The organism is Sphingobacterium phlebotomi, from assembly GCF_008180195.1.
Classification (GTDB): Bacteria; Bacteroidota; Bacteroidia; order Sphingobacteriales; family Sphingobacteriaceae; genus Sphingobacterium; species Sphingobacterium phlebotomi.
On record NZ_VTAV01000011.1, the window covers coordinates 138771 to 164354 of the forward strand.

The 25584-nt window shown below is 41.5% G+C and carries 22 protein-coding genes; 8 read left to right on the plus strand and 14 right to left on the minus strand.

From position 1 onward, the window contains the following. Nucleotides 1–273 precede the first annotated feature (273 nt). Nucleotides 274–1857, plus strand: a complete 1584-nt coding sequence (gene dnaB, locus FXV77_RS15180) for a replicative DNA helicase (protein ID WP_148920083.1) — start codon at nt 274–276, stop codon at nt 1855–1857. A 68-nt stretch (nt 1858–1925) separates the two neighbouring features. On the opposite strand, the gene FXV77_RS15185 is transcribed toward dnaB, so the two are convergent. Beyond that, nucleotides 1926–2351: a hypothetical protein gene (locus FXV77_RS15185; protein ID WP_148920084.1), complete on the minus strand. Its 426-nt coding sequence runs from the start codon at nt 2349–2351 to the stop codon at nt 1926–1928. A gap of 430 nt (nt 2352–2781) precedes the next feature. Here FXV77_RS15185 and metA point away from each other — a divergent pair, with 430 nt between their 5' ends. The 6 genes from metA to FXV77_RS15215 all read left to right on the plus strand — a co-directional run bounded on the left by metA (nt 2782) and on the right by FXV77_RS15215 (nt 9713). Then, the gene (metA, locus tag FXV77_RS15190) at nt 2782–3726 is read left to right on the plus strand and encodes a homoserine O-acetyltransferase MetA (RefSeq protein WP_148920085.1); all 945 of its coding nucleotides are present in this window, start codon (nt 2782–2784) and stop codon (nt 3724–3726) included. Between the two features lie 812 nt (nt 3727–4538). Further along, the gene (locus tag FXV77_RS15195; RefSeq protein ID WP_148920086.1) at nt 4539–5528 is read left to right on the plus strand and encodes a lysophospholipid acyltransferase family protein; all 990 of its coding nucleotides are present in this window, start codon (nt 4539–4541) and stop codon (nt 5526–5528) included. Between the two features lie 48 nt (nt 5529–5576). After that, nucleotides 5577–6635 carry a histidine kinase gene (locus tag FXV77_RS15200; protein ID WP_148920087.1) on the plus strand — a complete coding sequence of 353 codons (1059 nt, stop codon included), beginning with the start codon at nt 5577–5579 and terminating at the stop codon, nt 6633–6635. Next, nucleotides 6622–7356, plus strand: a complete 735-nt coding sequence (locus FXV77_RS15205; RefSeq protein WP_148920088.1) for a LytR/AlgR family response regulator transcription factor — start codon at nt 6622–6624, stop codon at nt 7354–7356. Before FXV77_RS15200 ends, FXV77_RS15205 begins: the two co-directional genes overlap by 14 nt. A gap of 129 nt (nt 7357–7485) precedes the next feature. Continuing rightward, the gene (locus FXV77_RS15210; RefSeq protein ID WP_148920089.1) at nt 7486–7782 is read left to right on the plus strand and encodes a DUF485 domain-containing protein; all 297 of its coding nucleotides are present in this window, start codon (nt 7486–7488) and stop codon (nt 7780–7782) included. Beyond that, nucleotides 7779–9713 carry a solute symporter family protein gene (locus tag FXV77_RS15215; protein ID WP_148920090.1) on the plus strand — a complete coding sequence of 645 codons (1935 nt, stop codon included), beginning with the start codon at nt 7779–7781 and terminating at the stop codon, nt 9711–9713. Before FXV77_RS15210 ends, FXV77_RS15215 begins: the two co-directional genes overlap by 4 nt. A 93-nt stretch (nt 9714–9806) precedes the next feature. Here the strand turns inward: FXV77_RS15215 and FXV77_RS15220 are convergent, their stop codons facing one another. The 12 genes from FXV77_RS15220 to FXV77_RS15270 form a co-directional block, all read right to left on the minus strand. Continuing rightward, nucleotides 9807–11837, minus strand: coding sequence for a M3 family metallopeptidase (locus tag FXV77_RS15220; RefSeq protein WP_148920091.1), 2031 nt, complete (start codon nt 11835–11837; stop codon nt 9807–9809). Nucleotides 11838–11854: 17 nt separating this feature from the next. Next, nucleotides 11855–12574, minus strand: coding sequence for a TetR/AcrR family transcriptional regulator (locus tag FXV77_RS15225; RefSeq protein ID WP_148920092.1), 720 nt, complete (start codon nt 12572–12574; stop codon nt 11855–11857). Nucleotides 12575–12843: 269 nt separating this feature from the next. Further along, nucleotides 12844–14043 (minus strand): enoyl-ACP reductase FabV, encoded by a 1200-nt coding sequence (gene fabV / locus FXV77_RS15230; RefSeq protein ID WP_148920093.1) that lies wholly within the window; start codon nt 14041–14043, stop codon nt 12844–12846. 131 nt (nt 14044–14174) lie between these two features. After that, nucleotides 14175–15179: an aspartate--ammonia ligase gene (asnA, locus tag FXV77_RS15235; protein WP_148920094.1), complete on the minus strand. Its 1005-nt coding sequence runs from the start codon at nt 15177–15179 to the stop codon at nt 14175–14177. A gap of 173 nt (nt 15180–15352) precedes the next feature. Beyond that, nucleotides 15353–15679, minus strand: a complete 327-nt coding sequence (locus tag FXV77_RS15240; RefSeq protein WP_187444152.1) for a HesB/IscA family protein — start codon at nt 15677–15679, stop codon at nt 15353–15355. A gap of 113 nt (nt 15680–15792) precedes the next feature. Further along, nucleotides 15793–16965 carry a cysteine desulfurase family protein gene (locus FXV77_RS15245; RefSeq protein WP_148920096.1) on the minus strand — a complete coding sequence of 391 codons (1173 nt, stop codon included), beginning with the start codon at nt 16963–16965 and terminating at the stop codon, nt 15793–15795. A gap of 42 nt (nt 16966–17007) precedes the next feature. Continuing rightward, nucleotides 17008–17154 carry a hypothetical protein gene (locus FXV77_RS22180; RefSeq protein WP_187444151.1) on the minus strand — a complete coding sequence of 49 codons (147 nt, stop codon included), beginning with the start codon at nt 17152–17154 and terminating at the stop codon, nt 17008–17010. A gap of 94 nt (nt 17155–17248) precedes the next feature. After that, on the minus strand, nt 17249–18586 hold the full coding sequence (glpT, locus tag FXV77_RS15250; RefSeq protein ID WP_148920097.1) for a glycerol-3-phosphate transporter: 1338 nt from the start codon (nt 18584–18586) through the stop codon (nt 17249–17251). Between the two features lie 16 nt (nt 18587–18602). Further along, nucleotides 18603–19502 carry a glycerophosphodiester phosphodiesterase family protein gene (locus FXV77_RS15255; protein WP_148920098.1) on the minus strand — a complete coding sequence of 300 codons (900 nt, stop codon included), beginning with the start codon at nt 19500–19502 and terminating at the stop codon, nt 18603–18605. Between the two features lie 31 nt (nt 19503–19533). Then, nucleotides 19534–20265 carry an MIP/aquaporin family protein gene (locus tag FXV77_RS15260; RefSeq protein WP_148920099.1) on the minus strand — a complete coding sequence of 244 codons (732 nt, stop codon included), beginning with the start codon at nt 20263–20265 and terminating at the stop codon, nt 19534–19536. A 26-nt stretch (nt 20266–20291) separates the two neighbouring features. Then, entirely contained in the window at nt 20292–21788 is a 1497-nt protein-coding gene (gene glpK, locus FXV77_RS15265) for a glycerol kinase GlpK (RefSeq protein WP_148920100.1), read from the minus strand. A 21-nt stretch (nt 21789–21809) separates the two neighbouring features. After that, nucleotides 21810–23414, minus strand: coding sequence for a glycerol-3-phosphate dehydrogenase/oxidase (locus tag FXV77_RS15270; protein ID WP_148920101.1), 1605 nt, complete (start codon nt 23412–23414; stop codon nt 21810–21812). 126 nt (nt 23415–23540) lie between these two features. On the opposite strand from FXV77_RS15270, the gene FXV77_RS15275 reads away from it, so the two are divergent. Then, entirely contained in the window at nt 23541–24299 is a 759-nt protein-coding gene (locus FXV77_RS15275) for a DeoR/GlpR family DNA-binding transcription regulator (RefSeq protein ID WP_148920102.1), read from the plus strand. Between the two features lie 8 nt (nt 24300–24307). On the opposite strand, the gene FXV77_RS15280 is transcribed toward FXV77_RS15275, so the two are convergent. Further along, nucleotides 24308–25567, minus strand: coding sequence for an ROK family transcriptional regulator (locus FXV77_RS15280; protein WP_148920103.1), 1260 nt, complete (start codon nt 25565–25567; stop codon nt 24308–24310). Nucleotides 25568–25584 lie beyond the last annotated feature (17 nt).

Consider the following 25584-nt stretch of genomic DNA (forward strand, 5'->3'; position numbering starts at 1 on the left):
ATAGCTGTTATAACAGTTTTCAACACCGTCTAGATTTATTAACATTCGTACAACCTATTGGTCTAAAAGAGACTTTTTTTGATTTCCACACGTTATTAACAAGATGTGTGGAAAACGTGTGTATGAAAACCCGTATCCGTAAAGGAGTTATAACTGATCTTTTTTGCAGCACTTCGGGGTGTGTACAAATAGTTGGATTGTTCCTGTTTATTTTTTATATTTTTGTTATTCGTTACGATCAGCACTAACAATAAACAGAAGAAATTTTTTGGAATGGCGATAGAGAATGAATTTTCGAACAATGCGGGGGGCAGAACTAATTTTGCTAAGAAACGAACTAGCCTTAATAATTTAGTCAGTGGATTGGGTAAATTACCTCCACAGGCTTTAGATTTGGAAGAAGCTGTTCTGGGGGCTTTGATGCTAGAGAAGAATGCACTTAGCGAGGTAATCGACATTCTTAAACCAGATTCATTCTATAAAGAAGCACATCAAAAGATATACGAGGCCATTTTTAATTTGTTTCAACACACATCGCCTATTGACTTGTTGACGGTAACCGCTGAGCTCAGAAAAATGGGCGCGTTGGAAATGGTGGGAGGAGCTTATTATATTACCCAACTAACGGATAGGGTTGTTTCCGCTGCGAATATAGAATATCACGCGCGTATTATTTCCCAAAAATACATCCAACGGGAGCTTATTAAGGTATCGACAGAAATTATAAATAACTCTTACGACGAAACGACGGATATATTTGATTTATTGGATCATGCCGAGAAATCACTGTTTGATATCGCACAGAATAATTTGCGCCGTGATTCGCGGAAGATGGACGATATTATGCGCGAAGCAATTACGAATTTGGAGGCGCTTCGTGACCGTACAGATGGATTGACGGGTATTCCTTCTGGACTGACCGCGTTAGACCGTATGACGTCTGGCTGGCAGCCGTCTGACTTGGTTATTATTGCGGCACGTCCTGCGATGGGGAAAACGGCCTTTGTATTATCGGTCGCACGAAATGCTGCGGTAGACCATCAACGTCCGGTGGCCGTATTTTCGCTCGAGATGTCATCTGTACAGCTGGTTAATCGTTTGATAGCCGGAGAAACGGAAATTGAACAAGAAAAATTAAAAAAAGGAAATTTGGCTGACCACGAATGGCAGCAATTACATTCGCGGATAGGGAGACTAACGGAAGCACCCCTTATCATTGATGATACGCCTGCATTAAATGTTTTTGAGTTTCGGGCAAAATGTCGTCGTTTGAAAGCGCAACACGATATTCAAATGGTTATTGTGGATTATTTGCAATTAATGCATGGAAAGAGTGAGGGCAAAGGTGGTGGAAACCGAGAGCAGGAGATAGGTAGTATTTCGCGTGCATTGAAATCCGTCGCGAAAGAGCTGAATATTCCCGTATTGGCTCTTTCCCAATTGAGTCGTGCTGTGGAATCCCGGCCGGGAAATAGTAAACGACCAATGCTATCTGATTTGCGGGAGTCTGGGTCTATTGAGCAAGATGCCGATATGGTATTGTTCCTTTATCGACCAGAATATTATGGGCTTACCGAAGACGAAGAAGGGCGTCCGACGGCTGGTGTAGGTGAGGTGATTATCGCGAAGCACCGGAATGGTGAAACAGGTATTGTGCCGTTACGCTTTATCGGTAAATACGTTAAGTTCGTGGATTTGGAAGAGGATTTTGGAGGTGCGGATTCTTTTGGAGGTGGAGCGGATAACTTTTCTGCAATGAACCCATCTGATGCATTTGGCGGAGCCGCAGGTTTCGGCGGCGGAGGTATTACGATGCCTTCGCGAATGAACGATATGCCTGACGATGCTCCGTTTTAAAATGGATAAAAAAGCCTACATTTCGTAGGCTTTTCACTAAACTAAACATTGAAACAAATACCCGGTTCCTATGGGTAAGTCGTTACCACTTTACTTACTTTCCACCCGTCTTGGCTGTGGTTTAGCGTAATATAATCTACGCGTGTAAAGTTGTCGAATTTCATAATGGCTTTGGCGACGCATGCTTTGCCACTTTCATCCAGCATTTCGTAAGTCGTTTCACAATTGAATTTCAAACCTTTGTTTGCCTTTAAAAAATTAGTGTACTTTTTTTTATTGTAACATACATTGTTGGCTGTGTTTCGGTACTCAAAATCTTCCGAAAACAGAAACTTATTGAATTCGATACTGCCGGCAGTGGCAGCCTCTAGATAAGTAGCGATGATATTCATGGAATTAAGATCTTTCAACGGGTTAACTTTTTCTGCCGCAAAAGAACTGAATGATATCATCATGATAAATGCTGTTGCGATGGTTGCGATTGTCGTTTTCATTGTAGTAAGTTTTTAATGTTGTTAATATTTATTTTTTTATCATTTGTCTTTTTATCTGTTGTGATGACTCAAAAGTAGTTTCATACTGCATAAAGCGAAATGCTAATTAGACCAGTATTTGATATTTCTCGGTAAAGCCGGTATAATGTTCGGTGAAATTTTTACCGATTATCGTGATTATTTTTTTGTTCATATCTTTTTGTTCGTACTATCCAATCGTATTGCCAAAAAATAAAATGGTTCATTATGAGCTGTTTGTGGTTCTATTTGTTTTTTAGATTGTTCGGATATGAACAAAAGGTGTGCGTATGCGGACGTATAATTCCTCCAGAGAGTTTGAAAGGTGTTTACGATCGGATGTTTTTTCTTCCGATTAATTCTTTATATTTTTGCAGTCAGTTTTTAGATCAACTTAAGCGAGGGAAATAGTATGCCAGTCAAGATACCAGATAATCTTCCAGCTATTCAACTTTTGGAGAAAGAGAATATATTTGTGATGAGCGATTTAAGGGCGGCCGCACAGGACATTCGCCCTTTACGTGTCCTTATTCTTAATCTGATGCCACTTAAAATAACGACAGAAACTGATTTCATAAGGCTGTTATCCAATAACCCGTTACAAGTCGAAATAGAATTTGTGCGTCTGGATACCCATATTTCAAAAAACACGCCCGAGGAACATTTGGAGATGTTTTACAAGGGATTCAATGAAGTGCGTGATGATTTTTATGATGGAATGATCATCACCGGAGCACCTGTTGAGATGATGGATTTTGAGGCCGTATCCTATTGGGAGGAGATCAAGAGCATATTTGATTGGGCGAAAACCCATGTTACCTCCACTTTGTATATCTGTTGGGCCTCTCAAGCAGCACTCTATCATTTCTACGGTGTCGAGAAATCCCCATTAGAAAAAAAATTGTTCGGTGTGTTCAAACATACGGTTATGGAGAAACGTCATCCACTTTTCAGGGGATTTGATGATGAATTTTTTATTCCACACAGTCGTCACACCACTATTTTGAAAACATCGGTAGCAGATAAACAAGAAGTTTCTATTTTGTCTGAATCAGGCGACGCTGGTCTTGCTATTCTCTCTTCCAGAGGAGGACGCGAGTTCTATTTTACCGGCCATTCTGAATATGCTCCGCTCACATTAGATGATGAATATAAAAGGGATTTGGAAAAGGGACTAAATATTGTGATGCCACTGGACTATTATGTAGATAATAATCCTAATAATCCCCCGTTGGTGCGCTGGACAAGCCATGCGAACTTATTGTTCAATAATTGGTTGAATTACTATGTTTACCAAGCAACTCCGTTTGACTTAAAAGATGTTCCAAATTTGGGAGAAATAAACTTACAGGGGTAGTATATGTCTCGAAGCGATTACGATTCGTAATTCGTAAAATGAAAAGGAAGCAGTCAGGTGTGCCACGCCCATAACGACACCTTGACTTTTTTTGCTTCCTCATGCGATGTTTCTATAAGATGCCTCCGCAATCATAATTCAGTCTTTTATTTGTCTTGGCATCAGAAACATACTGAATGGCGTTCTTTTTATAGTAAAGCCAAATTGCATATTTACATTTTTACCACCAAATAAAACTGGAGAAGATAGATTTTTGGGGTTGTATGGCTAATATTTTGGGGTGAAAATATCTGTGATATCAAAAAAAACTCCTCAGGGGGAGCCTAACAAAATCTATTGGGGTAAATGTTCTCAAATTAGTGACTAAAGACTTTTTTACAGGTATAAATTATTTTATCGCATTCTTTCATACTTTCATCACTAAAATTATCAACATTATCCCTATATGTCTTTATCTTCAAAAGATTTACTTAATTTTTTGGTGTATTTCATGGAGCTCCGATCCGGACGGGGTATGGCCAAGGGAACTGACCACTATGAAATCTTAATAATTAACACTTTAATTTGAAAAACATGAAGATTTTAAAAGTATGGTTACGCAAAGCAAAAGGGCTTACAGTGCGTCGCACACAGGTAGCTTTACCTACGATGGTGGCATTTTGGGATCTTGAAGCTTCCTCTAGGAAAGAACCCAAATGTTTTTTCAGAACAATCTAAATTAGAGATAGAAAGCCTGGCTTGGCATAGCGGAGGGCAGGCTTTCTTTTTTTGGATTCTAAATTTCGGATATTTCAATAAGAACTTGTATGATAATGGATTATTTGGAAAGAAACACTGCAAGCGAGAACGATGTGGCAACATCTTGGCTTTACGCCTTATTTGCCGCTAATCTGTATAGATTCTGCCCACAGATAGATACGGTCAGTTATCCTGATATTTATCACCGATTAGTGGCGTCTAGGTATCGTGCCTCAGATGATCAGTTATCGGAAGTACTGCCGGTCAAACAAGAAGTTTTAGCTGGTCTGACGTCATACATCCATGAGATAAAGAATCGACCCGGTATTGTTGCCACCTTCCATACCGGTTCGTATCGTCAACTTAGTCGTGTGATGTACATGCAGGGGGCAAACGTGGCGGTGGTTATGTCTAGTGAGATTTTAGCCGAACAGGGCGAATATCTATTCGCACAACATGCGAAAATGGAAGACGTTGGCGCATTACAACTGATTGATGCGGATGCAGGTAACTGTCTCATAAAGATGTTGGTAGCGTTGCGGGACGGCTACCATATCGTAGTTTATATGGATGGAAATCATGGCGCTGCACCTACTAAGGATGAATCAGATAACGAGGAAGTGCCATTTTTCAATTGTAATCTTCTTGTACGTAAAGGCCTCGCTGTACTATCCCATAAACGGAATATTCCGATTTATCCTATCCTTTCCTCTTTGGACGATGAGAACGAAACATTGTATCACAGCTATCCCACTATCTCTCCAGATAGCGAAGAACCGCTGGAACACTATACATCGCGGGTATTTCGGACGCTATATGGACATTTACAGGAAGTTATTTCCCCTAAACCTGAGATGTGGGAGGGATGGTTATATGTCCATACGATGCCTGGAAGACGGGAATGGAGCAACAAAAGGAGACGATATCAGTCATACTGGCCCTGCCGTGTCGGAACTCGGTATTATATGATGATCAGCCCTCGATATACCTGTCAGGAGATCGGAAAATTGTCTTTTTTGTGTATGCGTAAATGGAAACGTTTAACAAGACAGATGAAGAATTAAATTTTTTTAGTAATTTTAGCGGTAGAAGCACTACCATATTCAACCGCGATGAAGAAAATTACTGAACTTAAAGTTCCTTTTCATGTCCTCATCCATCTTTTAGGGTGGATTGCCTACTATTGGTTAACAGCTTCACGTAATCAAACAAGCGAATTTGAAGGGAATACATACCTCGCAGCCGCGAGTTTCCTTTTGCTCTACATTCCACTTTTTTATACTGTTTGGTTTATTCTCGGATACTGCGCAACGCGACGTGCTTGGAAATTTTGCTTTTTGATACTGCTCTTATTTTACCCGACATTGGTAAGCATAACTTATTTGATGATTTATAAGTTATTTCCGCTATACGACATTGTATTCTATAACAGTGATTACAGACTAACGTGGGGTGATCTTTTTTCTACATTAATTGTGGAGTATTGTAAATTGCTAGGACATGTTTTTTTATTTAGGTTAATTATATGGGGAATTCGATCCATCGCTATTCTCAAGCAACAGAAAAGCGAGAATAGTGAGCTAAAAGAGCAACAACTGCGCTTTGTATTGGATGGTCATTTTCAATACAATGTCCTCTCGGCAATAGCAAACCAGCTTGCGCTGAAAGGAAATTGGGAATTTGCACGATCATTGGGTAGACTGGGAAGTGTTCAGCGTTATAGCTATGAGAAAACCCAGGCTCGACTTTCGATGATAAGTTTGCGGGAGGAAATCAATCAAGTAGAAAGTCTGATCGATGTCATCCGACTCCAGTACGGGAGTAATGATGTGGTGGAATATGTGAAAAAAGGAACGGTGGAAGGGCATAAAGTACCACCTGTTTTATTATTGAGTTTCATGGATAATGTCTTAAAGTATGCTTCCGTTAAGGGGAGCAGGCGTTCCATCAAAATAAAAATAGACTGTCAAGACGATATGTTTACATTCGTTGCCATCAACAAATTTGAAGGTAAACGACGGTTTAGGCGCAGTAGTGGTATTGGGTTGTCCAGTGTTCAAGAGCGTTTAGATCTTTTAGCACAACAGCGATATAGCTTGCGCTATGGCAAGCGTTTAGGGTATTTCTTTGTGGAATTAACAATTAAACAAAGTGAACATGGATCAGCCTAGCGCTAGATTACGTGTGTTTCTTTTGGATGACGATCCCGTCATGCTACGTGTATTATACAGCTATTTGCAAACGGATAGTCGTGTGATCGTTGTTGGAACTGAGACGGATAGTATCCGTGCACTCCAATATATGCGCAACAATCCCGTAGACCTTTTGATTTCAGACATTGTTATGGATGGGTTCGACGGCATTTCCTTAGTCAAATCTATTCAGCCCCGCCCAGCGGTGATTTTGGTAACAGCATATGCGGAGCGTGCCATGGATGCTTTTGGAATACAAGTAGACGATTGCATTCCAAAACCTGTCGATTATGCCCGTTTGGCAGAGGCGATAAACCGGGTAATGTGGAAAGCTGCCCATTCGGAAATCTCCGTGAAAGATTTTATGTTTGTGAAAGATGTAAGGGAGGGATTTGATGCAAAAATCGTCTTTGCAGAGGTCGGCTTGGTTAAAAGTGACAAAAATTATGTCTGTTTCCATTTATCAGATAAGCGAAAGATAAGAGCCCGTACGACACTCCGAGAATTGCTATCCGTATTGCCCTGCAATATATTTATCCAAGCGCATCGTAGTTACGTCGTCAATATCCACAGAGTTATGAAATTTTCACGCGCAATGCGACAGTTTTATTTGCTGGATTACGATACACCACTATCCATTGGCGCTGAATATCTAGATGATTTTATCAAAGCCTACTATCCTTCAGAGGGTAATAATTAACGCTAAACTTAAAATTTCAAAAAATATATAAACTGTTCCTGTTTTTGGTTACATTTGTTTATGTGTGTCGGCTGCATAGTATAATTCTGCAGCCGATGTTTCAATTCATAAACCGTTCCAAAAATTATTATGCACGTTAACAACTCGTCTACAGAAAAAGAAAGTCTGACTAAGCGAAAATCTGCCCTAGGCATACGCTTATTTTTCATTTACCTTATTTGTTACGCCGGTTTTGTACTAATTGGCGTATTCCAGTACGAATTATTGGCTGTTCAAGTACTCGGTGGGCTTAATTTGGCTCTAGCATATGGGATTGGACTTATTGTATTTGCCGTTATTCTAGGGGTGGTATACAATTATTACTGCACAAAATACGAAGATGAAGTGGAAGCTGAACAAACTAATGAAGAGGGGGGGGCTGTATGATTTATGAAATTTCGTACACCGCACTTATATTCTTCTTTATTTTTGTTGGACTGGTCGTAGGGCTTTCCTTTTATTTCGGAAGGAAGACCAGTTCGTCTTCTTCTTATTACGCTGCGGGCGGACAGATTCATTGGGGGGTCAATGGAATTGCTTTTGCAGGCGATTATTTATCGGCAGCATCTTTTCTGGGGATTTGTGGGATGATTGCCATATCGGGGTTTGATGGCTTTTTGTACGCTATCGGTTTCCTCGGAGGTTGGATTGTCGCTTTATTTCTTATTGCGGAACCATTCAAACGCTTAGGGAAATATACTTTTACCGATGCCCTGAATGCCAAGTTTAATTCGCGGGCAATAACGCTGTCAGCATCTGTCAGTACTTTGATCGTATCGATCTTCTATCTCATTCCCCAAATGGTGGGGGCTGGTGATTTGGTGATGCCACTTCTTGGTATGCCGCACTGGGCCGGTGTGCTATTGGTTGGAGCAATCGTCATCGTCATCGTAGCTAGTGCCGGTATGGCTTCAACGACCTATGTGCAGTTTTTAAAGGGCGGCTTACTGATTGTGCTTTCGGTGGTGCTTACATTTTTCATTTTGAAAAACGGATTGACGCTAACGCCGGACTTCAAAGGCAGTAGTAGCCACTATACTTTCATGGAGCTAACACCACAAGTGGAAAATGACAAAGTGATAGCGGTATCTGACTGGGACGTCGTTGTGCAGCAAAACGTGGGAAATAAAACGTTTGTCAAACTTTCGCAAAATGGGGTTGAACGATGGTTTGATTGGACGCAGGATCAGAGCGGGCCTTTATTGAGAGAGACACTAACCGTTACACAACAGGTTGATGGGCAGGCATTGTACAATGGGGAGCCTAAGGAAAACCGCCGTTTTTATCAAGTCGGACATATGAGCAAGATTGTGGTCAATGGGGAGGAAGTGCCACAAACAGGGCCCGTTGGTCCGTTCGAATTCCTATCGACGCTACAAGAAAGTGAGATTGTTCGGTTTATGCAAGTAAAATTTGCGGATGGGACAGACCAGGTGTCACTTTATTATCAGGAACCCACAACCGGAGAAGCCTTTATGCTTCCTGGTCTCAAATACAAGATTGGTCGTGATGCGAATTTATGGAGCAAACTGGATTTCATTTCCTTGATGTTAGCACTGTTCTTGGGAACAGCTGCGCTACCTCATATCTTGATTCGCTATTATACGGTCAAAACACCGCGTGATGCACGCAAATCTACGATTCTGGCTATAGCTGCCATCGGCGGTTTTTATATCCTTACCTTATTTATGGGGCTTGGGGCTGCGGTGAATGGTGTTTTAGATGTGGAATCAAGCAATATGGCTGCCCCTTTATTGGCGCGCGCATTTGGTGCGGTTCTATTTTCCATTATCTCGGCAGTGGCGTTTGCCACGGTATTGGGTACAGTAGCCGGATTGATTGTCGCGTCCTCGGGAGCAATAGCACATGATTTTATTGATGTGTATCTAAAGAAAAATTTGAGCGACCATAGGAAGGTTCAAGTTGGAAAAATTGCCGCCTTTGCCGTTGGCATTTTTGCTATCTTGTTAGGAATGGCATTTAAAGGAATAAACGTTTCTTTTCTGGTGGGATGGGCATTTGCTATTGCTGCATCAGCAAATTTACCGGCCATTTTATTCTTACTTTTCTGGAAGAAAACTTCAGAAACAGGAATAGCTGCATCCATTATTGTGGGCATTGTATCCTCCTTGTTAATTATTCTTACTTCACCCACGATGTGGGATAAGTATGGGTTAGACCCAACGAATGCAGTACACCAATTGGAAAATCCGGCATTGATTTCTTTCCCGCTCGCGGTATTGACCGTTTATTTAGTGTCGTTGCGGTATCCTAAACGGAATAACGTAGCAAGCATCGAAAACAATACCGCACAGTAGAGATGTCATGTTTGCGTCGAAAGAAAAAAGCTCGATTCTATTGAACAGAATCGAGCTTTTTAATGTTGTGAATGCATCGCCTAGGCGTAGTGATTATTTGATTAACCCTGCACGTTTCAACAAGGCATCTACGCTAGGTTCTTTTCCACGGAAACGTTTGTATAGGGTCATTGGATGTTCGATACCTCCTTTAGAAAGAATATTTTCCTTGAATTTGTCGGCAACGGTCTTGTCAAAAATTCCTTTTTCTTGAAAATAAGCATAGGCATCAGCATCCAATACTTCCGCCCATTTATAGCTGTAGTATCCCGAAGAGTATCCACCATTAAAAATATGTGAAAACGAAGGACTCATCGCGTTTTCCTTAACATCGGGTAGTAGCTGGGTAGAGACAAAGCAACTATTTTCAAATGATTTTACATTGTCGATATGCCTTGGGTCTTGTGCATGCCAACCTATATCCAATAATCCGAAGCCCAGTTGGCGTAAAGTAGCCATCCCTTCCATAAACGAAGCTGATGCTTTGATCTTATCAATAAGCTCCATCGGGATGGTTTCTCCTGTTTGATAATGTTTGGCGAAAAGCTCGAGCGCCTCTTTTTCGTTGCACCAGTTTTCCATGATTTGACTGGGTAGCTCTACAAAATCCCAAAAAACAGAAGTCCCTGATAGGTTAGGGTAGGTGGTGTCGGCCAACATACCATGCAGGGCATGGCCAAATTCGTGAAAGAGGGTGGTCACTTCGTTAAAGGTCAGTAGAGACGGTTTGGTAGCTGTCGGGCGCGTAAAATTGCATACAATGGATATGTGTGGTCGCTCATCCTTATCCTCTTTACGGTATTGTGGTTTAAAAGATGTCATCCACGCGCCATTACGCTTACCCTTTCTCGGAAAGAAATCAGCATAAAATACGGCAATCAAATTGTTGTTGCTATCGTTGACTTCAAATGTGCGTACCTCGTCGTGGTATTTGTCGATATGCTGCACTTCGTGGAAGTACAAGTCGTAAAGTCTCTGGGCAATGGTAAAAACACCGTCAAGTACTTTTTCGAGTTGAAAGTAAGGTTTCAGCAGCTCGTCGTCTAAATCAAATTTTTCCTGCTTTAACTTCTCACTATAATACGCTGTATCCCATTTTTCGAGTTGCTCTATTCCGTGTAGTTTATTCGCAAAAATGCTTAATTCCTGAAACTCTCGTTCTGCAGCTGGTTTTGCTTTGTGCAATAAGTCATTTAAAAATGTCTCCACCTTTAAAGGATGTTGTGCCATACGCTCTTCCAATACAAAATGGGCATGGGCATCGTAACCGAGCAATTGGGCACGTTGAAAACGTAATCGTACAATTTTAAGGATATTTTCCTCGTTGTTATATTCGTTATTTTGAAACGCTTTTCGTCCGGCGGCGATCGCAATTTCTCGACGAAGCATTCGGTTATCCGCATACGTTAGGAAGGGGATGTAGCTTGGAAAGTCCAACGTAAATATCCAACCCGCTTTGTCCTGCGCTTCGGCGAGTCCTCGAGCCGCTTCGATCGTTCCTTCCGGCAGACCGGCTAAATCCTGCTCATCCGTAATGTGCAGTTGATAGGTGTTCGTTTCTGCCAATACATTTTCTCCAAATTTTAGCTTTAATACAGCGAGTTCAGTATCTATCTGGCGCAGCGTTTCTTTTTTCTCTTTATCCAACAAGGCACCGTTTCTAACGAAATCGCGATAAGATTTTTGTAATAAAGTTTGCTGTTCCCCATCTAATGAAAGCTTGTCTTTCTGCTCATATACAGTTTTTATCCGTTCGAATAATAATGGATTTAATGTGATGTCGTTGGCAAGCTCAGCCAGTTTTGGAGCTACTTCTTGCGCTATCTTGTCGAGCTCATCGTTGGTTTCTGCAGCATGTAGGTTGAAAAATATATTGGAGATACGGTCTAGTTCCATGCCGGAATATGCTATCGCAGCTATGGTGTTCTCAAAAGTAGGGATATCCGGGTTGTTAATGATTGCATCGATTTCCGCTTTCGTCTTTTCAATAGCTAGGTCAAATGCTGGAATATAATCTTCATTTTTTATTTGTGAAAACGGAGCTGTATCATGCGCCGTATTGAATTGTTTGTTTAATATAGACATACGGCAAAATTACGCCTTTATTTTTTTCCCTTGGTTGTTTTTTTCTTTTTGGCATCTTCAAAATCCCGAAAGATCAATCTTTCAATGGTCTTTTCGATGCGCTCCCGACCTTCGTCTTCGTTAATGTCGATACCGCTTACCGTACTTCCATTGTTTTTAGCATGTAAAGTCAAATAGTAAATTCCGCCGAGAATAATGGCGAGGGTGGCTTGGATATCGATATCTGTATCCGAAAACTGGTTTGCTATGAGATCAAGAGCACTTTTACCGACTTCTTCTCGGTCTTCAGCGATTTTTCGTAATAATTTGTTTTTTACACCCATTTCCCAATGAATAATACGTTGCATGGACTTGTCCTTTAGGAACGAATCGAACTGTAATTGGAATAAATCACCGGTATCCTGTGCATTGATAGGTTTTGGATTTTCTGCAAACTCCGCAATTTGCGTTTTAAGCTTTCCTGCCCAAAAATCTTTTTCCAGAATATATTCCTCTATCAATCCATCTAAATTTCCAAAATAGAGATATATGAGTTTCGGGTTTAAACCAGACTCTTTCGCTATATTGGTAATGGTAAGCCCTGAATATGTGTATTTCTGCAACACTTTGCCTACTGTTGCTATTAACCTACGCTTGGTTCGTTCTTTATCCCGTATGGGGCCAGCTACAATTTTGCGGGGCTTTTTTGCAGGAGCAACTTCTGACGCTTCAATAGCTTTATTTTTCTTTCTCGCCATGGTATGTTTTTCTTTTTATCTATTATTATCCTATACTTTGTAAAGTTGGCTATTTATATTGGAAATATCAAATAGATAAAATTTTTTTTTCTTTATTTTGTTGCTTGTGTATTAAGATGTTATTGCAATTATTTTGATGAAATTTTGCTGATTAATTCTTAATTTATTTCTTCTATTACAAAATAAAAAAACGGAAAAAGAGAAGAATAAAAAAGGCAGTAAGAATTATTATCCTTACTGCCTTTATCCAGCTTTATAGTAGATGCTATCTATTCTTTTATACTGAGTATTTTGACGACTTCGTTGGTGTCTTTATCGTAATCTACAGTGTCAAAACTGAAACCGAATAAGTTAAAGAAATCTTTGCGGTAGCCGGCTATATCGGAGATTTGTTCCAGATTTTCTGTTGTAATCTGTTTCCATAATTTCGCGACTTCCGTTTGTACATCTTCCCGCATTTCCCAATCGTCCACCCGGATACGACCTTTTTCATCTAATGGAATTTCTCCGTTAGCATAGAGACGCTCCGCAAATAATCGCTGCATTTGTTCGATCGTACCTTCGTGTATACCTTTCTCTTTCATAACTTTATAGAGTAAAGAGATGTAGAGTGGGACAACGGGAATAGCAGAACTTGATTGTGTTACCAATGCTTTATTAACGGAAACATAACTAATACCGCCTATACCTTCCAATAGATCGTTGAGAACTGGCACAGTACCTTCCAGATCATCTTTTGCCCTGCCGATGGTACCGTTTCGATAAATCGGATAAGTAAGCTCTGGTCCTATATAGGAATAAGCAACTGTCTTTACGCCGTCTGCCAATACACCTGCATCTTTCAGCTGCTCTATCCAAAACTTCCAATCTTCCCCCCCCATAACCGCAATGGTTTTATTGATGTCTTCTTCACTTTCGACAGGTTGGATGGAAATGTCTGAAACAACACCAGAGTGGAAATCTACCGTTTTATCGGTAAAAACTTGTCCGATAGGTTTCAAGACAGAAGTATAGGCTACACCGGTTTTAGGATGCGTCCGGCGCGGAGAAGCCAATGAATATACAACCAAATCCACTTGTCCAAGATCTTCCTTAATCAGATCGATAGTTTGCCTTTTTATTTCATCTGAAAAGGCATCACCATTGATGCTTTTTGCATAAAGTCCAGCAGCATGCGCCTCGTTTTCAAAAGCAGCCGTATTATACCAACCGGCTGTACCTGGCTTACCTGGTGCGGCTGGTTTTTCAAAGAATACGCCAATCGTGGCAGCGTCGGTACCAAAGGCAGCCGTAATACGTGAAGCCAAACCAAAACCGGTAGATGCACCGATTACCAAAACTTTTTTAGGACCGTTTTCTATTTTGCCCTTGGATTTCACATGGTCTATCTGTTGCTTAACATGTTGTGCAGTTCCTTCTGGGTGCGAGGTTAAGCAGATAAAGCCTCTTACACGGGGTTGTATAATCATATCGTTTTCTATTCTATTTCAAATAATACCGCAAATATAATAATTATTAGCCATAGGCTATAAACCGCAAGCCAATGGGCTCTCCCAGTTAGGATAATGAAAGTGCTTGATACCTACAGCTTAAGGCTGTTTTACAATAAATTAATATTTTGTAATGCCAACAGGTCTCGTTGTTCATGATCCCATATACTTACTTGTACTTCGCCGATATGCGCTTTTTTAAGCATAAACATACAAACACGTGATTGACCGATACCGCCACCGATAGATGGGGGAAGCTGATCGTTTAATAACATGGTATGAAAGGGGAGTTTTGCTCGTTCTAAGCTACTTCTGAGTTCCAGTTGGTGCAGCAGTGCTTTTTTATCGACCCGAATCCCCATGGAAGAAAGTTCAAACGCCGTATGTAAGATAGGATTCCATACCAATATATCGCCATTTAAACCGCTGTGTCCATTTTCATTATCGGTGCTCCAGTCATCGTAATCGGCTGCACGCCCGTCATGGGGAAATCCGTTACTAAGCTCGCCTCCGATACCATAGATAAAGACAGCACCATATTCACGGACAATTGCATTTTCCCGTTCCTTTGGGGTTAAATCTGGGTATTTCGCCAAGAGTTCTTCGGAAGCAATGAAATGAATATCCTTAGGAAGTACAGCCTGTTTTTCAGGATATCGTTGCGCTACTTTGCGTTCTGTTTCATAAAGCGCTTGATAGATCTTTAATACGGTATCTTTTAAATAAGTTAACGTGCGATTTTGGCTGTCGATATGTTTTTCCCAGTCCCATTGGTCTACATAGATAGAATGGATGGGGCTATAGTCTTCATCTGGGCGTAAAGCACGCATATCGGTCAATATGCCTTCTCCGGAATGTATTTCCAATTCTTTTAATCGCACCCTTTTCCATTTAGCTAAGGAATGTACGACTACAGCACGCTGTTCATTTAATGATTTAATAGGAAACCCTACGGGGCGTTCGATGCCATTGAGATCATCATTTATCCCCGTACCGTCCAATACGACCAAAGGCGAGGAAACAGGAATGAGATTTAATGCCTGAATTAGTTTCTGCGAAAAAATGTCCTTAACAAACGTAATAGCTTGTTCCGTTTTTAGTAAGTTACGTCCCATAAAAATGTTAGCGCTCAAAATATCATAATCCAGTTATTGAAGATTGATATTTTTTTAAATTTTATAAGCAAAAATAAAGGTTTTATTAACAAAACAAATGATGTTTTGAAAATTTTACTAAAAAAGGGAATTGTTCGTACAATTCCCTTTTAATAAGGTGCTGTAGAATAGGGCTATACGGAGAAACTCTCCCCGCATGCACAGGTACGGGATGCATTAGGGTTATGAAATTCAAACCCTTTACCTGTAAGTCCATCCGAGTAATCCAGCTCTGTTCCTGCTAAGTAAAGGTAAGATTTTATGTCTAAACAAATCTTAATACCTTTATCTTCACAAAACTGGTCTCCTTTTTTTTCTTCATTGTCAAACGATAGTTTGTAGGAAAGACCAGAACATCCGCCACTTTCCACTGAAACACGCACAAAGTAGCTGGGGTCGTAATTTTCTTTCTGCATAATCTGCTCGATGCGCAGCTTTGCTTTATCTGTGATTGTTACCAATTCGTTCATCGTTTTCCTTTCTTGAGTTTACAAAAATCGTTATTCTTTTTTTTACTTCCAATTTTTAGTGGTTGAACGAATGTCAAAAATTGATAAACACATCGCGAAAAGCATCAATCAATGACCCCCTCTTTAAAAAGCTGCCAAATGGGAGAAGAGGAGCGGAGGCGCTGAACGGTTTGAGCAAGATCGTTTACCGTTTGTTCCACGTCCGTTCTTGTGGTGAATTTACTAAAACTAAAACGGATACTAGCGAAAGCGTCATCATCACGGACACCCATCGCTTTTAATACATGGGATGGATCCAAAAGACCGGAGGTACAGGCAGATCCTGAAGAAAGTGCGATATGGGGGAGGGCGGTCATGAGTTCAGCGGCTTTGATGTGTCGAAAGGCGATGAAACTGGTATTGTTTAATCGTGAAACCTGTTCGCCATGAATAATGACTTCCGGAATTTTAAGCCTAATCTGATCCTCTAAATAATCACGGTATTGGCGGATCTCCGGATGGGAATTGGCTATTTCTAACGCTTTTCCACATCCTACGATACTTGGAACATCCAATGTCCCTCCACGGAAGCCATTTTCCTGCTGGCCACCGGATATTAACGGCGGTATCTGTATAGGCTTACGTTTGCGACGTACATATAATGCCCCCACACCTTTAGGGCCGTGGAATTTATGTGCACTAAAGGTGAGGATGTCAATAGGTATTTGTTTTAAGTTTACTTCTTGTTTCGCAACCAGCTGTGTAGCATCGCAGAAAAACAAGACGTCCTTTTCCTGGCAGATATGTGCAATAGCAGAGATAGGGTGTACCACACCTGATTCGTTATTTGCGGCCATGATACATACCAGTATGGTATCTGGTCGTATACTATCTCGGAGTAACTGTAAATCTAATTCCCCGCTTTGACTGACGGGTAGGTAGGTGATTTCGATACCGTTCCGCTCTAATTGGGAACAGGTTGTCAAGACCGTCTTATGTTCAGTTTGGCAGGTAATTATGTGTTTTCCTTTTCGGACGTAAGCATAGGCTATTCCTCGAAGTACCGTGTTGATTCCTTCCGTTGCCCCGGAGTTAAAGAAAATCTCACTGTCTTTCACATCGAATTTTTGTGCAATTTGTTGGCGCGCTAAAGCTACGGCTTGGTTGGCTTCACGCCCGATACGATGCTGAACGCTGGAGGCATTCCCGTAAGATTCCTGTAGGAAGGGAAGCATAGCATCTAAAACCTGGGGATCTATTTTCGTAGTGGCGTTGTTGTCCAAGTATATCCATGACATAAGGTTAAAGATAAGGAAAAAGGTTTGTTTCTATCAAAAATATCAATCCAAAGAGCGCGTAAGAACATAATAGCGATAAGCCAGCAAGGCCTGTTCCCATTTAGTCAATTTACCGGGGTCTTTTCCTGATAATTTAGGTAATACCACTTTATTCAGTTTGTTCAAAAGACGGAAAATACTTTTTGCCATGACACTTTCTATTTGGACTACAATATAGAATAAACAAACAGCTCGATAAAACGTTTTATCGAGCTGTTTGTTTCGGAAGATACATCCTTCTTAACTATCGCTGTAGAAGAACTTTCTCCCTGTTCCAGGTAAAGGCGGTGAACAAAATTGCCAATACACAAGATAATAATATGATTTCAAAACTGGCGTTCCAGCCACTGTGGTCTACGACAGCTCCAAGTGCTGCATTCGCCAACAGATCGCCAATAAAATAGCCGAACAACCCAGTTAGTCCCGCTGCGGTACCTGCGGCTTTTTTGGGTACCAGATCCAATGCTTGTACGCCAATGAGCATTACCGGTCCATAAATTAGGAAGCCGATAGCCCATAAAGAACCATTTACAAGCCAAGTTGTTTCTCCGGGAGTTACCCAATAAAGAAATACCGCCAGTAAAGTGATCGCCATATAGATTATCGTGACAGGGGCACGGCGTCCTTTGAAGAGCTTATCGCTCATTAATCCGCACAGGATGGTGCCGGGTATAGCTGCAAGTTCATAAATGGAAGCGGACCAGGTCGCTTCGGATGCCGTGAAATGTTTGGCCTCTTGCAGATAGGTCGGTGCCCAGTTGATAATTCCGTTACGAACCAAATAGACAAAAGCATTGGCAATAGCTATAAACCACAACATTTTATTGTTAAAAACATATTTAAAAAAGATATCCTTTGCACTAAATTCTTTTTCCTGCGATTTGTCATACGTTTTGGGGTAATCGTTGTTATATTCCTCAATAGGTGGAAGACCACACGATTGAGGGGTATCGCGTACGAGCAAAATCGACACGAAAGCTACTAGTATTGCCGCTAAACCCGGAAAATAAAGACGTGCCTGCCAATCCATAAACAATTCAACACCAAGTATAGCCAACGGACCCACTAAAAAACCACCTACATTATGTGCAAGGTTCCAGATCGACATGGCGGTACCCCGTTCCTTAATAGAATACCAGTGTACCACCACACGGCCACATGCCGGCCAGCCCATACCTTGTACCCAACCGTTGATAAATAGAAGAGCGAATATGATTCCTATAGACGACGTGGCAAAGGGCGAGAAGCCCATAAATATCATGGTTAAGGCAGAAAGGACCAACCCTGTTGCCAGAAAATACCGGGCATTACTTCGATCGGAAACATTGCCCATGAGAAATTTGCTCAGACCATAAGCAATCGATATGGCTGACATGGCAAAACCCAATTCAGCCTTGCTATAGCCTAACGAATCCTGTAGGTCTTTGACAGCAAATGAAAAATTCTTGCGAACGAAATAATATGCAGCATATCCTATAAATATGCCGATGAATACTTGCAGGCGTAACTTTTTATATTCGGCATCTACTTTATCGGCTGGTAATTGCGGTTTGTGTATCGCTGGCTTGAAAATATTAAACATAGATTCTTGGTTCTTGTTAAAATAAGTTAGGGTAATCGCTAATAATGCCGTCCACTTGAAGAGTTTCCATTTTTTCTATTTCTTTTTTATCATTCACCGTCCACGGAATAATCTTGATACCGGTTTTACGGGCGTCTTTGACGAAGTTGGGTGTAACCAACGAATAATGTGGGCTAATGATGAAAGGACTGTATCCTAATTCGTCTACGAGTTCCGTTATTGATTTTTTGTTTCTCTCTCCAATCAGATAAGATGTTTTTACCTGGGGATAGACCCGATTGATATATTGGATGGTACGTTTATCAAAGGATTGTATAACTGTTCTAGAAGCTATCCCTTTGTCGATGATGACTTGCAGTAGCCGATCAGAAAATTCCTGAGGATCAGGATGGTATTCACCGTCTTTTCCCTCTTTACTCTTTGTTTCGATGTTGTAATACATCGGTGTATTTCTTTTTTCTTTCGCGTAATTTTCGGCCTCATCGATAAGGTCGGACAATAACGAAATGCTTGTTGGCACTTTCTTCTGGTCGGGAAAGTCTTCGTAGAATTTACTTCCAATATCAAATTGGGCTAAATCGGCATAATTGTAATGGTAGATGATTCCTTTGTTGTCTTTTCCAGAAAGAGGCTTACCGTTCGTATATTGAACAAATTTTGGGTTTAAATAATGGTCGTGATACACCACAACCTTATTGTCTTTTGTAAGGTGACAATCCATTTCCAGTGTAGTAACTTTTGGCAGATCAATCGCTGTTTTCATAGCACCAATGGAGTTCTCCGGATAAAGCCCTCGTGCACCTCGATGCCCCTCATAAGAGAATGTGGGGAATGAAGACAAAGAACCACAAGCACTGCATAAAATTAGGGCGCCCATGGCGAGGGTTGTCTTAAAATGTTTTTTCTTTATAGTCATTCTTCGCAATATAGAAATTGGTATCAGTATGTTAGTAAAGAGCTAGATAAAGGGTGCAGGCTATAAGCGCACCGAGGATAGGGCCAACGATCGGTACCCAGGCATAAGCCATATCAAAAGATGCTTTATTTCGAATAGGAAGGATAGCATGCATGATACGTGGACCTAAGTCGCGCGCAGGATTTATAGCGTAGCCCGTTGTACCACCTAACGAAAGACCAATTACCCATACCAGAAAAGCAACTGGAATCGCGCCTATAGAACCTAAACCGATAGGCGTGGTTTCTTCTCCCCCAAGTGATGCATCCGTGAAATGCAAAATGGTAAATATAAGAACGAACGTACCTACAATTTCACTGACGAGATTGATGGGCAGGTTTCGGATTGCCGGTGCGGTGCAAAATACTGCTTGCTTTGCTCCGGCATCTTCCGTTTGAGAAAAATGATCTTTATATATTAACCATACCAAAAAAGCACCGGTCATTGCACCTATAAGCTGTGCCGCCATATAGGATAAAGAAGTCGCTAAATCAAGTTTTCCGAGGGCAAGGTTGGCTATGGTAACTGCCCAATTCAAATGTGCACCACTATGAGGACCCGCAATAGTCACGCCCACAAATACGGCCATTGCCCAAGCTGTTGTGATGACCATCCAGCCACTGCTATTGCCTTTGGTGTCTTTTAATACGACATTTGCCACAACGCCTCCACCTAATAAAATCATGGAAGCTGTACCAATCAACTCTGCTAAAAAAGGTGTCATAGTAATGAGATTAAAAAAGGATTATCTTATTTATAGTCTGCCCAGAACTTCGCGGTATCTGTCGCTCTTTTCCACTCCTGAAGTAGCGGTTGATATTTCTTTTTCTTGTCGGCAACAAATGTTCTTTCCTCTTGCCACAAAGATTGCAATTGATCAATGTCCTTCCAAAAACCGACTGCTAACCCTGCCAGAAATGCTGCGCCCATCGCAGTTGTTTCCGTAATAGCCGGACGAATAACATTGGTTTTTAAAATGTCGGCCTGAAACTGCATGAGGAAACTATTTTGTGTGGCGCCCCCATCCACCCGAAGCTCGCGGATTTTAGATTTGGAATCCAATTCCATTGCTTTGAGTATATCGTATGTTTGATAGGCAATACTTTCCAATGCCGCGCGTGCAATATGGGCATCATTCGAGCCACGGGATAGTCCCAGTAATGTTCCTCTGGTGTTAGGATTCCAATGTGGTGCACCTAAGCCTGAAAATGCCGGAACTAAGTATACACCGTCCGTACTTTCTACGCTCATGGCTAATTGCTCGATCTCACTCGCTTTTTTGATAATGCCCAATTCATCGCGTAACCATTGAACAACTGCTCCGCCGATGAAGATACTTCCTTCCAGAGCATAGTTGACCTCTTTGCCAATTTTCCACGCGATAGTCGTCACCAATTTGTGGGTGGAGATAACGGGTTTATTTCCAATATTCATCAGCAAAAAGCAACCTGTTCCGTACGTATTCTTTACCATGCCTTTTTGCGTACAAAGCTGGCCAAATAAAGCGGCCTGCTGATCGCCGGCAATACCAGCAATAGGGATCGGTCGAGCACCTAAAGTCGTGCTCGTTTCTCCATATATTTCCGAACTATCGCATACGGTAGGCAACATGGATGCAGGAATATCAAAGATATCCAGGAGCTCTTCGTCCCACGCTAACGTGTGCATGTTGAAGAGCAGTGTACGGGATGCATTGGTGACGTCTGTAATATGTTTGTTGCCGTCGGTCAGGTTATAGACAAGCCAAGAATCTATTGTCCCAAAAGCTAACTCACCCTTTTCGGCCAATTTGCGTGCTCCTTTGACATGCGTAAGAATCCAATTGATTTTGGAAGCTGAAAAATAAGCATCGATTAAGAGGCCGGTTTTTTCTTGTATAGTGTTGGCCAAGCCCTTTTCTACAATTGACTGGCAATAGGCTGCGGTACGTCTGTCTTGCCAAACAATAGCATGATGTATAGGCTCGCCGGTTTTTCGATTCCAAACAACCGTTGTTTCACGTTGATTGGTTATGCCAATGGCTTTAATGGCCTCCAATTTTATATTAGCTTTTGCAATAACTTCGGTTAATACACTAAGCTGTGACGACCATATTTCCTGCGCATCATGTTCAACCCAACCCGACTGAGGAAATATTTGTGTAAATTCCTTTTGAGCGATATTTTCAATTTCACCTTTTTTATTGAAAAGGATCGCTCTGGAACTTGTCGTACCTTGGTCTAGCGCTAAAATAAATTCTTTTTTCATCCGAATAACATGTTTAAGGCTTTATCCCAACGTGGGATTACTGTGGTTGCTTACTTCGGGATACAATGTATAATTTTTTACCAAGAGTTCATAATCTGCCAACTCTCTATTTATCCATTCGTCGTCTTTACCTAATTCTTCAGACATAATTTTGGCGACTAGTGGAGCGGCTTCTAAGGAAGCTTGCGCATCCAATAGCAGCAATCGAACACGTCTGGCCATAAAATCTTCTACTTTTACCACCATCTCATTTTTACAGGCCCAAATAACTTCGGCAACCGTAAAAGGATAATCCTGATGAATTCTTTCGGCAAAGGATGGGTTATTATCCATTAACTTTTGGATAGCCACCATGTCCGAACCATATACTTGCCAATGTCCTGGATGTTTGTCAGCCGTGTATCCATGTAGTGGTAGGTGATTGGTCTTGCAGGGACTTTCGGTAAGATTCGCTGTTTTAATAGCTAAATCTACCGTTTCTTCACCCATTTTCCTGTAGGTCGTCCATTTGCCTCCGGTTATGGTAATGAGTCCGGATTCACTTTTGATGAGTTTATGGTCTCTGGAAATTTCTTTCGTACTGTTACCGTCACCGTTTGTAGGGGCGGCAAGCGGTCTTAAACCGGCGAATACACTACGTATGTCTGCGCGGGTAGGCGCATTTTCCAGGTATTCGTCGGCGGTAGAAAGGATAAATTCAATTTCTTCTTCCAGCGGTCGGGGCTCAATTTGATGCTCGTTTAGTGGTGTGTCTGTCGTTCCCAATAAGACTTTTCCATGCCAGGGAACACCGAAAAGAACACGCCCGTCACTGGTTTCCGGTATCATGAGAGCATCTTGATTACCCAAGAACTTTTGATCGATGACAATATGTGCGCCTTGGCTAGGTCGTACAAGGTTTTTATGTGTGGGCGTGTCCAGTTTAAGAATATCGTCCACAAAAATTCCGGTAGCATTGATAACCACCTTCGTCTGTACATCATGCGTTATTCCGCTTTCTTTGTCCACGAACGAAAGCCCGTTTACTTTTCCGTTAGCGTCTTTCTGGAAGGCGGTTGCTTCGGCGTAGTTGAGCGTAACAGCGCCATACTCGGTGGCTGTTTGGGCAAGGTTTATGGCAAGACGAGCGTCGTCAAATTGTCCGTCAAAATACTGTATGCCGCCGCGCAGCCCCTTGGTTTTTACTTTCGGGAGTTTTTCTACTACTTCCTGTTTGCTTAACAAGGAGGATTTGCCAATACGTAGGCTCCCCGCCATCCAATCATATAGCTTAAGGCCGATGAGAAATTTTAATTTGCTAAATAAGCTGTAGGAGGGAATAACAAAGCTCTGAACAAAAGAAACATGTGGCGCGTTCTGGAAAATCAGACCGCGTTCTTTTAGTGCCGAATACACGAGTTTGACATCGCCATTGGCTAAATAACGTACACCGCCGTGAACCAGTTTAGTGCTCTTGCTGGAAGTACCTTTAGCAAAATCGTACTTTTCTACTAAAAGTGTTTTGTAACCTCGGGAGGCGGCATCGACTGCAATGCCTAGTCCAGTTGCCCCGCCACCGATGATGACAATATCCCATGTGTTATTGTTTTCTACTGTATGTATGGCTTCGGTTCGTGTGAAAATCATTTTGATTCGTTTCGTTAATATTTTTCTTTTGCTGTAAAAATAAGAAAAAACGTAAACAAACGAAACTTTTTGAAGTTTTTATAATATTTTGATTTACTATTCAGATGGAATGTGTATCTTGGGGCTATGAATAATGTAGAACGCCATCAGTTTATAATCAAGCAGATTGAAAAAAATGGACATGTTTCTGTAGTTGATTTATGTGAAGAACTGAAAGTTTCTTCTGTCACTATTCGCAAGGACTTACAATTTTTAGAAGATGAAGGCATCGTGTTCCGTACCCATGGCGGAGCAACCAATGTGAACCCGTATCAAAAAGACCGTTCTATAAACGAAAAGGCGCTCTTACATTCGGATGCTAAGAAATGTATAGGGATAGCAGCAGCTAAGTTGGTGGAACCAAACGATTCCATTATTATCGCTTCCGGTACTACTATGCAGTATTTTGCCATGGAGATCGTGCCGCAAGAGCGATTAACGGTGATTACATCGGCGATCAACGTGACAATGGAACTCATCAAACATGAAAATGTCGATATTATCCAATTGGGTGGGCCTGTAAGAAAGACATCTTCTTCTATTACCGGGCGTTATGCCGAAGATTTATTGGGTGACTTTTTTTGCTCTAAGTTATTTATTGGTGTAGATGGTATTGATGCAGAATTTGGAATTACCACAACAAATGCACAAGAAGCCTTATTAAATCGCAGGATGATGGAGTCCGCCCACAAGGTCATCGTTTTGGCAGACGCTTCCAAGTTTGACCGAAAGAGTTTGGGTAAAATTTCTTCGTTGTCCAAAGTAGATATGATTATCAGCGATAGTATACCTGCAAAATACCAACAATTGTGTGACAATCTAGGGATTGAATATAAAACATGCTGAGGACAAGTTTAGATACTTGCTTTCCTCATCTGTGCTTCCAGTATGCCGTCGATGACAATGCTGATGTTTCCCATTAAACTTGCATCGCGCCGTAACTCCGAGAGCGTGACTTTCGTGTCTTCTCGAATCTTCGCCATACTATAAGTGTTGATTGATTGGATAATGGGAATGGTAATGTACTGCTTGGCCTCTGCAATTTTCCCACCGAGTATGATTACCTCCGGATTGAACAGTTGTATAAGGGTGGCAATACCTTTGCCCAAGCTGTTTCCTAGTTTGGACAACATGCTTATTGCAAATTGATCACCTTGATTAGCGGCTTCGATAACGATATGCGGCTCTATTTCATTGATTTCCTGTCCGGATAAGCGGTTTAGTAGAGAGTGCTGTCCCGACTTAATTCCTTCTTTTACCATTCTGGCAAGTGCGATTCCGGAAGCTACGGTCTCCAGGCAGCCTCGCTTGCCGCAATAGCACAAGGCGCCGTCATCTACAAAAGGCATGTGGCCGATCTCACCGGAAAATCCTTTGGCTCCTTTTCTGACCTTTCCATCCATGATAATGCCCAAACCAATTCCCCAATCCAATAGGACAACCAGTGCGTCTTTTCGGTCTTTGGCCAATCCGTGACGAGATTCGGCAATAGTAGCCGATTTAACGTCGTTTTCAATAAATACCGGATAAGGAAACACCTGTTCGAGATTCTCTTTCAGGTTAAACCTCCCTTCCGAAAGATAAGTATAATTGATGTATTCCTCACTGCTGATCAAGCCGGGCATACTCATTCCGATTCCAAGTATTTTGCTGGTATCAATGTCTGAATCCCGGATCAGCGCATCAATAAAATCTCGAATCGTATTTAGGACGGATATATCTTTGGAAATGGAAAGCGGTAGTTGCCTAATGCCGCTAACATTATTGTTGTTGTTGTCGAAAATGGCTGCCCGTACGTGGAAACGCTCCATGTCTATGCTCACGACATAGTAAGAGCCATCCTTCAATCCATAGAGATCCGGTTTTCTTCCACCGACAGATAAACCCTTTCCTTTTTTTTCAATCAGGTCAAGATCGGCAAGTTCCGCTACCAGATTTTGGCACGTGGGATGGCTTATGCCTAGTTTTGTAAATAGTTCTAGTATAGAAGACGGGCCATTTTCGTATAACTGTTTTATTAGATTAATTTTTTGAGCATACTTTTTCCGGTCGACATTTCCCATGTCAACAATGTCTTGATCAATAGTACCAAGTATAGGGTCAGCTAGTGACATCTGATATAATTAAAAAT

What these genes read in the sequence shown, in the direction of transcription:
- FXV77_RS15225 (WP_148920092.1), bottom strand. Translation starts at nt 12,574, where the DNA reads ATGGCGAGAAAGAAAAATAAAGCTATTGAAGCGTCAGAAGTTGCTCCT.
- FXV77_RS15210 (WP_148920089.1), top strand. Translation starts at nt 7,486, where the DNA reads ATGCACGTTAACAACTCGTCTACAGAAAAAGAAAGTCTGACTAAGCGA.
- FXV77_RS15215 (WP_148920090.1), top strand. Translation starts at nt 7,779, where the DNA reads ATGATTTATGAAATTTCGTACACCGCACTTATATTCTTCTTTATTTTT.
- FXV77_RS15270 (WP_148920101.1), bottom strand. Translation starts at nt 23,414, where the DNA reads ATGATTTTCACACGAACCGAAGCCATACATACAGTAGAAAACAATAAC.
- FXV77_RS15185 (WP_148920084.1), bottom strand. Translation starts at nt 2,351, where the DNA reads ATGAAAACGACAATCGCAACCATCGCAACAGCATTTATCATGATGATA.
- FXV77_RS15200 (WP_148920087.1), top strand. Translation starts at nt 5,577, where the DNA reads ATGAAGAAAATTACTGAACTTAAAGTTCCTTTTCATGTCCTCATCCAT.
- FXV77_RS15255 (WP_148920098.1), bottom strand. Translation starts at nt 19,502, where the DNA reads ATGACTATAAAGAAAAAACATTTTAAGACAACCCTCGCCATGGGCGCC.
- FXV77_RS15245 (WP_148920096.1), bottom strand. Translation starts at nt 16,965, where the DNA reads ATGTCATGGATATACTTGGACAACAACGCCACTACGAAAATAGATCCC.
- fabV (WP_148920093.1), bottom strand. Translation starts at nt 14,043, where the DNA reads ATGATTATACAACCCCGTGTAAGAGGCTTTATCTGCTTAACCTCGCAC.
- dnaB (WP_148920083.1), top strand. Translation starts at nt 274, where the DNA reads ATGGCGATAGAGAATGAATTTTCGAACAATGCGGGGGGCAGAACTAAT.
- asnA (WP_148920094.1), bottom strand. Translation starts at nt 15,179, where the DNA reads ATGGGACGTAACTTACTAAAAACGGAACAAGCTATTACGTTTGTTAAG.
- glpK (WP_148920100.1), bottom strand. Translation starts at nt 21,788, where the DNA reads ATGAAAAAAGAATTTATTTTAGCGCTAGACCAAGGTACGACAAGTTCC.
- FXV77_RS15275 (WP_148920102.1), top strand. Translation starts at nt 23,541, where the DNA reads ATGAATAATGTAGAACGCCATCAGTTTATAATCAAGCAGATTGAAAAA.
- FXV77_RS15205 (WP_148920088.1), top strand. Translation starts at nt 6,622, where the DNA reads ATGGATCAGCCTAGCGCTAGATTACGTGTGTTTCTTTTGGATGACGAT.
- FXV77_RS15195 (WP_148920086.1), top strand. Translation starts at nt 4,539, where the DNA reads ATGGATTATTTGGAAAGAAACACTGCAAGCGAGAACGATGTGGCAACA.
- FXV77_RS15280 (WP_148920103.1), bottom strand. Translation starts at nt 25,567, where the DNA reads ATGTCACTAGCTGACCCTATACTTGGTACTATTGATCAAGACATTGTT.
- glpT (WP_148920097.1), bottom strand. Translation starts at nt 18,586, where the DNA reads ATGTTTAATATTTTCAAGCCAGCGATACACAAACCGCAATTACCAGCC.
- FXV77_RS22180 (WP_187444151.1), bottom strand. Translation starts at nt 17,154, where the DNA reads ATGGCAAAAAGTATTTTCCGTCTTTTGAACAAACTGAATAAAGTGGTA.
- metA (WP_148920085.1), top strand. Translation starts at nt 2,782, where the DNA reads ATGCCAGTCAAGATACCAGATAATCTTCCAGCTATTCAACTTTTGGAG.
- FXV77_RS15220 (WP_148920091.1), bottom strand. Translation starts at nt 11,837, where the DNA reads ATGTCTATATTAAACAAACAATTCAATACGGCGCATGATACAGCTCCG.
- FXV77_RS15260 (WP_148920099.1), bottom strand. Translation starts at nt 20,265, where the DNA reads ATGACACCTTTTTTAGCAGAGTTGATTGGTACAGCTTCCATGATTTTA.